This window comes from Kribbella sp. NPDC051137 (assembly GCF_040682535.1).
Lineage (GTDB): Bacteria > Actinomycetota > Actinomycetes > Propionibacteriales > Kribbellaceae > Kribbella > Kribbella karoonensis.
Genome location: NZ_JBFBBI010000004.1, coordinates 667999 through 678378, shown reverse-complemented (window position 1 = coordinate 678378; position 10380 = coordinate 667999). Strand labels below are relative to the sequence as shown.

7 protein-coding genes and 1 pseudogene are annotated in these 10380 nt (G+C 71.0%); 7 read left to right on the top strand and 1 reads right to left on the bottom strand.

Features of this window, described 5'->3' with window-relative positions; translation table 11 throughout:
* From AB0M51_RS24435 to AB0M51_RS24425, 3 genes and pseudogenes are all read left to right on the top strand, one after another.
* Positions 1–1795: pseudogene (locus AB0M51_RS24435) on the top strand (hypothetical protein); the annotation flags it as partial.
* Positions 1795–2280, top strand: coding sequence for a hypothetical protein (locus tag AB0M51_RS24430; RefSeq protein WP_344195036.1), 486 nt, complete (start codon positions 1795–1797; stop codon positions 2278–2280). The pseudogene AB0M51_RS24435 and the gene AB0M51_RS24430, both read left to right, overlap by 1 nt.
* Positions 2281–2556: a hypothetical protein gene (locus tag AB0M51_RS24425; RefSeq protein WP_344195038.1), complete on the top strand. Its 276-nt coding sequence runs from the start codon at positions 2281–2283 to the stop codon at positions 2554–2556.
* 1 nt (position 2557) lies between these two features.
* Here AB0M51_RS24425 and AB0M51_RS24420 read toward each other — a convergent pair whose 3' ends face one another.
* Positions 2558–3385 carry a hypothetical protein gene (locus AB0M51_RS24420; RefSeq protein WP_363750490.1) on the bottom strand — a complete coding sequence of 276 codons (828 nt, stop codon included), beginning with the start codon at positions 3383–3385 and terminating at the stop codon, positions 2558–2560.
* A gap of 242 nt (positions 3386–3627) precedes the next feature.
* Between AB0M51_RS24420 and eccCa the strand changes: the two genes are divergently transcribed.
* Genes eccCa through eccD form a run of 4 tightly spaced genes read left to right on the top strand, consistent with a single transcriptional unit; the run spans position 3628 to position 10375 of the window.
* Positions 3628–7575 (top strand): type VII secretion protein EccCa, encoded by a 3948-nt coding sequence (gene eccCa / locus AB0M51_RS24415; RefSeq protein WP_344195042.1) that lies wholly within the window; start codon positions 3628–3630, stop codon positions 7573–7575.
* Positions 7572–7973: a hypothetical protein gene (locus tag AB0M51_RS24410; RefSeq protein WP_344195044.1), complete on the top strand. Its 402-nt coding sequence runs from the start codon at positions 7572–7574 to the stop codon at positions 7971–7973. Before eccCa ends, AB0M51_RS24410 begins: the two co-directional genes overlap by 4 nt.
* A 1-nt stretch (position 7974) precedes the next feature.
* Complete coding sequence (locus AB0M51_RS24405) at positions 7975–9024, top strand: DUF6177 family protein (RefSeq protein ID WP_344195046.1); 1050 nt, start codon at positions 7975–7977, stop codon at positions 9022–9024.
* Between the two features lie 28 nt (positions 9025–9052).
* Positions 9053–10375, top strand: coding sequence for a type VII secretion integral membrane protein EccD (gene eccD, locus AB0M51_RS24400; protein ID WP_344195048.1), 1323 nt, complete (start codon positions 9053–9055; stop codon positions 10373–10375).
* Positions 10376–10380 lie beyond the last annotated feature (5 nt).

The following is a 10380-nucleotide window of genomic DNA, read 5'->3' as shown; positions in this document are numbered from 1 at the left end:
GCAGCCGGCGTACAACCCGGGGCAGCAGCACAACCCGGGCCAGCCGGCGTACAACCCGGGGCAGCAGCACAACCCGGGCCAGCCGGCGTACAACCCGGGGCAGCAGCACAACCCGGGCCAGCCGGCGTACAACCCAGGTCAGCCGTCGTACAACCGGGGCGAGGGGCAGCCGTATAACTCGGGCGAGCCGCAGCAGCCGTCCGGGGCTTGGCAGCAGGGGCAGCCGGAGTACCGGCCGGGGCCGGTGGATCCGCGGTACGCGCCGCCGGGGTCGTTCGGGCCGCAGCACCCGGGATACAACCCGGAGACTGACTTCGGGCCGCGGGGCGGCCAGCAGCCAGGGGAGTTCCCGTCGGGCGGGTACGACCCGCACCGGCAGCCGGCGTACGACCCACGGCAGCCGCAGCAGCCGACGTACGACCCGAGGCAGCCGCGGCAACCTGAATACGATCCCCGACAGCAGCCTGGGTATGACCCGCGGCAGCAGGCGCCTGCGTACGATCCGCGGCAGGCCGGATACGACCCGCGGACGCAGCAGTACCCGGAGCAGCCGGGCTACGCGCCGCATCAGCAGCCGGTGCACGACCCGCGGCAGCCGCAGCAGCCGGGGTATGAGCCGCAGGGTGGTTTCGGGCCGCGAGGGCATCAGCCTGAGCAGCCTGGGTTTGGGCCGACCGGGCATCAGCCCGAGCCTGGGTATGGTCCTGGCGGGCACGCGCCGCACCAGCAGCCTGGGTATGACCCGCGTCAGCCGCAGTCGGCGTATGACCCGCGCCAGCAGCAGCCTGGATACGATCCGCGGCAGCCGCAGCAGGCTAGGTACGAGCCTCGGGTGCAGGAGTACCCGAGCCGGCCGGGGTACGAACCGCAGGGCGGGTTCGGTCCGGTTGGGCATCAGGGTGAGCAGCCTGGGTTCGGGCCGACGGGGCATCAGCCTGAGCAAGGGTTCGGTCCGGTCGGGCATCAGCCGGGGCAGCCGCCGTACGGCGGTCAGCCGCACGGCGGCGAGCCGTCCTATGAGTCTCCGTACGGCGGGCAGCCGCACGGTGGGGAGCCGTCCTATGGTGGTTCGCCGCGTGATGGGCAGGCGCCGTACGGAGGTCAGCCGGGCGGTGGAGAGTCTCCGCACGGGGTTCACGCGCGTGGTGAGCAGCCGTTTGGTGGTCAGCCCGCTCATGGTGGCAGGCCGGGTGGACAGGCCGCCTCTGGCGGGCAAGACCAAGGCCCGGCCGACGCACCGCACGAGACGAACCCCGCGCAGGCAGCGCAGCAACCCGGGGGGGAGCAGGGCTGGCGGGGTGGGGATCCCGCGTATGGGATCAGTGACAAGGCCGGGTTCGATCCTGCCTTCCATCACAAGGCGCTGGGGGACGAGTTCGCGCCCGGTGTGCAGGATGCCGGGAACGTGTTCAGCCCCAAGGAGCGAGCGATCGGGGATCGGCTGGCGGAGGAAGGGTGGCGGGTGGATGCTCGCCGCCCCGACCACACCGTCGACAATCTGAAGAATCCCGAATGCATGCTGCGCAAGGACGGTACCGACGAAGGCCTGATCGCCGAGTACAAGACGTTGGAGAGCGACTCCAACAACGCCGTGAAGCGGAACATCAACGCTGCCAGTGAGCAGGTTCCGGCGGACGGTGAGGTGGTGATCGACGGGCGGGCCGTCGGTCTGACCGAGGAGAACGCGGCGCGAGCCTGGAAGCGGGCGGTGTTGCAGCAGCAGAAGACGGTGGCGAGCGCGGTGCACATCATTCTCGGCGACGGCCGGATGGTGACTTACGTGAAGGAGAGCTGATGGCCGAGCGGGAGAACATCTTCGTGCGGTCCGCGTCCGCGGTGCGGGACGAGGCAGACGGGCTGCAGCAGCTGCTCGGGCTGGAGCCGATCCCGAACACCGAGGGTGCCTTGCCGGACCAGTACGGTCTGCGCGGGCCGGCGACCGCGGTCGCCGGCACCGTCGGGTACCTGGTCCAGCCGAACGGTCACGTCGACCCGGACGCGGAGCCCGAGGACGCCCAGGCGTTCGACAGCTACCCGGTCGAGATCGACATCTGGCTCGGTACGCGGGGGCCGGAGCAGGCCGCGGAGGCCCGCCTGGTGTTCGACCGGCTGGTGGCGGCGCGTCCTGACGTGCCGATGCTGCTCTGTCACGACTTGGACCTGCTGGTCGCGGCGTACCGGCCGGGGCAGGGAGTTCACGATTTTCCCGAGGGTACGACGGTGGACACGCCGGACGCGGACGAGTGGCGGCCGTGGGTGGCCGTGGACCAGGAGGCCTGAGTGTCGGGCGCATACGGAACGCAGGTCATCGAGTCGGTCGCCGTACGCCGGCGCCGGCTGCGGGAGGCGTGGCTCTTCGGGGCCGAGCGGGCCAAGAACACGTTGAACGAGCAGACCGGGAAGGTGCTGGCCAGCGTGATGATCGGTGCGCTGGCGTGTGCCGGATGTGCGGGGGTCTCGTACTTCAAGTCGGCGCAGGCCAAGGAGAAGGACAAGCAGCAGCCGACGCCGGCCCAGACCACGAACGGACCGGTCAGCCCGTCACCGGCGCGGTAGGTCAGCCGCCGAGATCGCCCGACTGCCGACTGAACAGGTGCCGCAGCCAGGTCCGCCGCGGCTGCGGCTTGAGCGCCGCCGGCACCAAGGCGGTCGGGGGAGTCCCCAACGTCACCGGCACCTGCACCATCTGATCGCCCTGCAGCCAGTACAGGTCCGGCGAGCACTGGTCGGTCGCGGAACGGTAGCTCTCGGCAACCATTCCGGCGAGGGTGTCGGCGCGCTCCTGCCCGGCGTCGGCGGCGCAGTAGAGGACCTCGCTCAGCCGCGGTACGCCGATCAGCACGCCCGCGCCCAACGATGCCTCCGGCAACAGGTTGTCCCGGTCGACGACCGCCATCGACACCAGCGGGTCGCCGTCGCGGCGGAGGACCGAGATGCCGTTCTGCTGCTCCGGCCGCAGGTCCGAGATCGCGGCCAGGCTGAGCTGGACGGGCGACGGTACGTCGGGATCCCCGAGCCCGAGCATGGATCGCCGTACGACGGTGAGCCGCCGGAACTGGTCGCCGGTACCGACGAACACCACGACCTCGAAGTGGTCGCCGAACGGGATCAGCGCGTCCGCGACCGGGCCGGCCGTCCGCGCCGACCAGCCGCGCTGGACGAGCACCGCACGCTGCCGTTCCGCGACGTCGCCGAACCGGTGCTCCTCGGTGGCGAGCTCGCCCTCGGCGACCACGGCGTGCAACCAGGCCTCGATCTGCTCCGCCCACCGGGCCGTTGGTAGCTGGAGGCAACGATCGACGATCTCCCCGACGCCGACCACGGCAGACATCTGCAGCGCGCCACGACCCCAGCCGACCTCGACGGTGCGCTGCGCGACGTCCACAACGCAACCCGGTAACCAGATCGGTGCCAGTTCCGCAATCATTTCGACCACGGTTGAATCGCTCGTGTCTGTCATGTACTGACCTCACCCACCACTACAGTGTCTCGCACATCCGTCTGTAAGAAGTACGAAGTCCCCCGCGCAACCGCGGGCTGGTCCAGCGGAGGAATACCTTAGTGGCAAGCCGGATGGTGCACCGCCCGGCGCGGCGTACACCTGTCCCCGCGGGACAGCAGCAGCGCGTGATCGAACCGGCCCCGAGTCTCGGCGGCGGTGGCGGCGGAGGTGGCGGCAGCGCGATGCAGATGCTGCTGCCGATGGTCGGCAGCGTGGGCTCGGTCGCGATGATGACGATGGGCCGGTCCGGTCCGATGGTGATGGTGGGCGTCGGCCTGCTCGCGTTGACCCTGCTCGGGTCGATCGGCGGCATGATCACCTCTCGCGGGAAGGGCGGCAAGGACCGGAAGAACCAGCGCACCCGCTACCTGGACTACCTCGAGCGGATGCGCGACGACTTCTCCACCCAGGAGCGTACGGCGCGCGCGGAGGCTCTGGAACTGAATCCGCCCCCGGACGCCCTGCTGGACTGCGTCGCCGACGTGTCCCGGCTGTGGGAGCGGCGCCGCACGGACAGCGACTTCCTGCAGCCGCGGTGCGGCAGCGGCCGGGTCCCGGTGGTGCCGGCGATGGTCGGTCAGGGCGGTTCCGCGATGGAGCCGCCGGACCAGTTCATGATGGCCGAGGCGAACGCGCTGGTACGGCGTTTCACCGAGATGCCGAACATGCCGCTGACCGTCCCGCTGGACCACGTCGGCAACGTCAGCATCGTCGGCGACCGTGAGGGCGTCGTCCGGGTGGCCCGCTCGCTGCTCGTCCAGACGGCCGTGTTCCACGCGCCCGAGGACGTGTCGATCGCGGCGGCGTTCCCGGGCCAGGCGCTGCCGGACTGGCAGTGGATGAACTGGCTGCCGCACGTCCAGGACCCCGAGCGCCGCCAGGGCGCCGCGCCGTTCCGACGGATCGCGGAGGACCCGCGGAAGCTGTCGCAGTTGCTGTCCGACGACCTGGCCGAGCGCGTCCAGTGGGCGACCGAGTCGCGGCGCGGTTCGGTGAACTTCGAGGACCGCCGCAAGCTGACCCGCCGGCTGCTCGTGCTGCACGACACGTACGGCGGTGTCTCGGCCGAGGTCCGTCCGGACGCCGACGACACGCTCGTCCCGGGTGAGCTCGGGGTGACGGTGCTGCACCTGGTCGCCGACCGGGTCCAGGAGCCGAGTGCGGTGACGATGCGGATCACGGTGTTCGGCGACGAGGTCCGGATCGAGGACCTGCGCGGGCAGTACCCGATGGTCGCCAGCGGCCAGGTGGACCAGCTGGACGCCGCCGTCGCGGAGGGGATCGCCCGCGAGCTGGCGCCGCTGCGGCTGTCCGCGGAGTCGCTGGACCAGGACGGCCAGCACGACGACGTCGACTTCATGGGCCTGATCGGGATCCAGGACGTGGCTCGGCTCGACTTCGGGCAGCTCTGGCAGCCGCGGTCCGAGCGGGCGTTCCTGCGGGTGCCGCTCGGTGTCGACGACAGCGGCGGCATCGTGCAGGTGGACCTGAAGGAGTCCGCCCAGCTCGGTATGGGTCCGCACGGACTGTGTGTCGGCGCGACCGGTTCGGGGAAGTCCGAAGTACTGCGGACGATGGTGATGGCGCTGATGGCCACCCACAGTCCGGAGGACCTGTCGTTCGTCCTGGTCGACTTCAAGGGCGGTGCGTCGTTCGCGCCGTTCGAGCGGGTGCCGCACGTGGCCGGCATCATCACGAACCTGCGGGACGACGCCAGCCTGATCGAGCGCGCGTACAAGAGCCTCGAAGGCGAGGTGCTGCGCCGCCAGCAGGTGCTGAAGGACGCCGGCAACATCGCGAACATCACCGACTACCGGCTGTACCGGCAGCAGCGGCCGGACATGGAGCCGCTGCCGCACCTGTTCGTGATCATCGACGAGTTCGGCGAGCTGCTGAACGAGCGGCCCGACTTCATCGACCTGTTCCTGTCGATCGGCCGGATCGGCCGGTCGATCGGCGTACACCTGCTGTTGTCCAGCCAGCGCGTGGAGTCCGGCAAGCTGCGCGGCCTCGAGACGTACCTGTCGTACCGTCTGGGCCTGCGGACGTTCTCCGAGGAGGAGAGCCGCACGGTGCTGGACAGCACGGACGCGTTCCACCTGCCGCCGCTGCCGGGCTTCGGGTTCCTGAAGGTCGACACGAGCGTGTACCAGCGGTTCCGCGCGGCCTACGTGTCCGGTGCCTACGTGCCGCCGAACGACGAGGTCGTCGAGGACGCGCAGGTGGACGTCCGGCCGCTCGAGATCCCGCCGTACCAGCTGTCCGAGGCGGAAGTCGACGTGTCCAAGCCGCTGGAGGCCACCGAGCGTACGACGGGGCCGACCGAGCTGAACGTGTTCGTCGACCAGGTCCGCAAGGCGGCGCAGCAGGTGCTCAAGATCTGGCTGCCGCCGCTGCCGAAGGCCTGCACGCTCGACGGGCTCGCCGGTCGCACCGACTTCGTCGACGGCCGGGGGCTGCAACTGTCGGTCCGGGCGCCGCAGATGCAGCCGCCGGTCGCGGTGGTGGACGACCCGGCCAACCAGCAGCAGTCGGTGTACCGGCTGGACCTGACCCGGGCCGGCGGGCACGCCGCGATCGTCGGCGGCCCGCAGTCCGGCAAGACGACCGCGCTCCGCACGCTGGTCACCTCGCTGGCGCACACGCACACGCCGCGGGAGGTCGCGATCTACGCGCTCGACCTGGCCGGCGGCGGGATGCAGGCGCTGTCCGAGTTGCCGCACGTCGGCGGCGTCGCGCTGCGCACCGACCGGGAGCGGATCCGCCGGACGGTCGAGGAGATCCGCGGCATGATCGACGAGCGCGAGCAGGTGTTCCGCAAGCACGCGCTCGACACGATGGAAGGCCTGCGCCGGGACCACGCGGCGGGCATGCTGCCGGAGCTGCCGGTCGCCGACGTGGTGCTGGTGATCGACAACTTCGGCGCGATCCGGACCACGTTCGACGAGCTCGACGAGCCGATCACCGACATCCTGCAGCGCGGCAGCAGCTACGGCGTGCACGTGGTCGCGTCGATGATGCGCTGGAACGACGTCCGGATGCAGAACCAGGCGATGTTCGGCACGATGCTCGAGCTGCGGCTGAACGACCCGACCGACTCGAACATCGACCGGCGGCTGCAGGAGGTCCTGCGGAAGGCCGGCCCGGGCCGGATGCTGGTACCGGGCAGCAAGCTGTTCGCGCAGTTCGCGCTGCCGCGGGTCGACGGCGTCGCCGACGACGAGAACCTGTCCGAGATCCTCGAGGCGCAGGCGGTGACGGTCCGGTCCACCTGGCAGGGGCCGCGGGCGCCGGAGGTCCGGATCCTTCCGCTGCAGCTGCCGCGCGATCAGGTCGGGGACGACGTCCGCCGGCCGGCCGTCGTACCGATCGGTCTGGACGAGCGCGCGATGGCGCCGGTGTACCTGGACCTCGAGGGCCGGGACACCAACCTGGTCGTGTTCGGCGACAGCGCCTCTGGCAAGACCAACATCGTCCGGCTGATCGTCCAGCAGCTCGTCGAGCGGCACACCTCGGACCAGTTGGTGTTCGCGGTCCTCGACCCGAGGCGCGGGCTGCGCGAGTTCGTCCCGGAGCCGTACCTCGGCGGGTACGCCCCGACCGGACGGGTCGCCGCCGGGCTCGCGGCCGGGGTGTCGCAGGAGCTGGCCAAGCGGATGCCGGACGACACCGGCGCGATCCCGGAGGCGGGCCAGGGCGGCCCGCGGATCGTCGTACTGGCCGACGACTACGACCTGCTGACCTCGGGCGGCCAGTCGCCGATGGACCCGTTCCTGCCGTACGTCGCGGCCGGCCGGGACATCAGGCTGCACTTCATCGTCACCCGGCGCGCGTCCGGTGCGTCGCGGCAGCTGTACGAGCCGTTCCTGTCCGCGGTGATGGAGTCCGGCGCGGCCGGGCTGGTGCTGTCCGGCGACCGCAGCGAGGGACAGCTCTTCACCGGCGCGTACCCGGGCGACTACCCGCCCGGCCGCGGTTTGTTCGTACGACGAGGCGATGGACCGGAGCTGGTCCAGACGGCGCTGGCCGACGCGGCGCAGTCCGTGAGCCGGAGCAGCGAAGGAGCGATATGACCTACGATCTGGTGGCCCTTGTGGACGGGCGGCCGTCGAGCGAGGACGTGCTGGCCGGCCTGGCCGCCGCGGGGGAGGACCTGGGGGTACGCGCGGTCAGCGGCGGGGCCGTCGTCCAGCTGTGCGGCGACGACAACCTGCCGCTGGTGTCGATCGAGCTGCCGCTGCTGATCCAGGTGCCGGGCGAGGTCGAGCGGATGCTCGGTACGTCGGTCGGCGTCGTGGACACCCCCGCCTGGTGGGTGGAGATCCGCGCCACCTCGCAGGACGGTGCGCGGGAGATCGCCGAACAGTACGCGAGGACGTTGATCAAACGGCTCGGCGGCAAGGTGTGGACGTCGGAAGGCGTCCGGACCGCGGACGAGTTGCCGGCGAGTGCGACCGAGGGAACGAACTGAGATGCCGAACGAACTGACCTTCAGCCCGGGTGTCGACCTGATCACCGACAAGGTCGCCGTCGTCATGCAGGACCGCCCGGTGATCGGCATGTCCGCCTGGCTCAGCGACGCGCTGACCTCGGCGCGGATGGAGGACCGGGACGTCCAGCTGGTGACCCCGAAGCACTCGCGCCTGACCTGGCCGGTGCGGTCCGCACTCTTCACCGGCGTGTTCTCGCGCTGGGTCGTGATCGGCAGCGACGGCGAGTACTTCGACGGTCTGAACGGCATCCGGCTGAAGTGGAACGGCGAGCAGTTCCTCGCCAAGGAGCCGGCTGTCGCAGGCCAGTCGACCTCGGACATGCACCCGGACTACGGCGTCCAGGACGAGCTGGTCGGCCACCTGCAGTTCACCGTGCGGGTGCGGCACAAGCCGGTCGACAGCCTGCTGCTGGGCGGCGTGGCCGAGAAGCTGTTCACCGCGGCGACGGGCAGTGGCCCGGCCGGCTGGTCCACCTCCGAGCCGGTGACGCAGCCGTGGAGCGCGGAGGCGCTCACCGAGTACTGCCGGGATCGGGCGCCGAGCCCGACCTGGCTGATCGTGTCGGGTCAGCCGGGGGCGGAGTTCCGGCCCGCCGTCGGAACGCTGGAGGTGCGCCGGGTGAAGTCCGGCGTCGACGAGACGCTGACCCTCTCGGTCGCGCAGCCCGGCCTGGAGTTCCCGAACGTGAACCAGATCGGCGAGTGGATCGACGCGATCGCCGACGACCTGGAACTGGTCTCGGCGATGGTGCTCGGGGCGAACGGCGAGGCAGACGGGACCTGTCGGCCGCGGTTCCTCGCGATGCCGTGCCCGATCGGGCTGGCCGCCGGGAACGAGGCCGTGCAGGAGCACGGGCTGGACAAGATGCTCGGTCTCGAGGCCGGGAACCGGGCGATGGCGATCGGCCCGGCGCACACCCCGGCGGTCTGGTATCCGATCGGCGACGGGCGGAGCCCGCGCGACTGGGACACCTACTCGGCACTGATGCGCAGCCTGATCCCGTCGGGAGCGCAGGCGGCCAAGGCGTGACGAACCACCAGGACAGGAGAGATCAGCGATGAGCACCTACAGCCGCGTGACGGTGATCGGTGAACGCCGGCGGCTGGACGCCGTGCTGCCCGCCGACCAGCCGCTCGGCGTACTGCTCCCGGACCTGCTGCGGATGCTCGAGGAGCCGATGCAGCAGACCCCGCAACGCCGGTTCCTCACCACCGCGACCGGGGTGCTGGTGCCGCCGGAGGGGACCCTGTCGTCGGCGCAGATCATCGACGGCACCGTGCTCCGGCTGGCGTCGGAGGGCGAGCTGCCCCCGCCGCCGACCGTGTACGACGTGACCGAGGAAGCCGTCGAGGACCTCAAGCGCCGGGGTGCCACGTTCAAGCCGAAGCACCGGCAGATCCTGGCCGGTGCCGGGCTGGTGTTCTCGATCATCGCCGGCGGCATCTCACTGCTGGTCGCGGCGCCGCACGGCCTGACCTCCGCGATCCTGCTGGTGGTCGCGGCGATCTGCGCGTTCGTCGGGATCGCGCTCGGGCGCAGCGACAACAAGCTGGTCGCGGTGCCGCTGGTCAGCGTCGCGACGGTGCTGCTGGCGCTGGCAGTCGGCTTCTGGGCACTGCAGGCGGGCTGGGAGCTCGGGCTGGTCATCACGGTCGGCGCGTTGTGCCTGGCGTTCGGGCCGATGTTCTACGCCGCGGCCGGGGTGGCCGGCGGCGGAGTGGTCGCGGGTGCGACCTCGGTGCTGTTCGTCGCGGTCTGGATGATCGGCGCCGGGACCGGGCTCGCGATGGACCGGACCGGCGCGCTGGCCGGGCTGCTCGCCGTACTGCTGCTCGGGTTGCTGCCGCGGATGGCGCTGTCGTTGTCGGGGCTGGCCAGCCTGGACGACAAGCGGGCGTCGGGCGGCGAGATCATGCGCGGCGACGTCCAGAGCGCGCTGAACGCGGCGCACCTCGGGCTGGCGCTGGCGACCGTGCCGATCGCGTTGTCGTCGGCCGTCGCCGGGATCATGCTGCTGAAGGCGGGCGGGCCGTGGGCGGTCGCTTTGGCGCTGGTGCTGGCGTTCCTGCTCGCGTCGCGGTCCCGGCTGTACCCGCTGGTGAGCGAGGTCGCGGTGCTGTTCGCAGCGGCGTTCACGATCGTCTCGGGGTGTGTACTGATCGCCGCGGTGAACGGTCAGGGCGGCGCGTTCATCGCGCTCGGGCTGCTGGTCGTCGTCGCGATGGTCTGCGCGTTCGGTCTCAGTTTCACACCGGCGGAGTACGTCCGCGCGCGGCTCACGCAGTTGCTCGACTATCTTGAGGTGGCGGCCATCATCACGATGGTCCCGCTGGCGCTGGGAGTCTTCGGCGTCTACTCCAAGCTGCTGCACGCGTTCTGACGTTC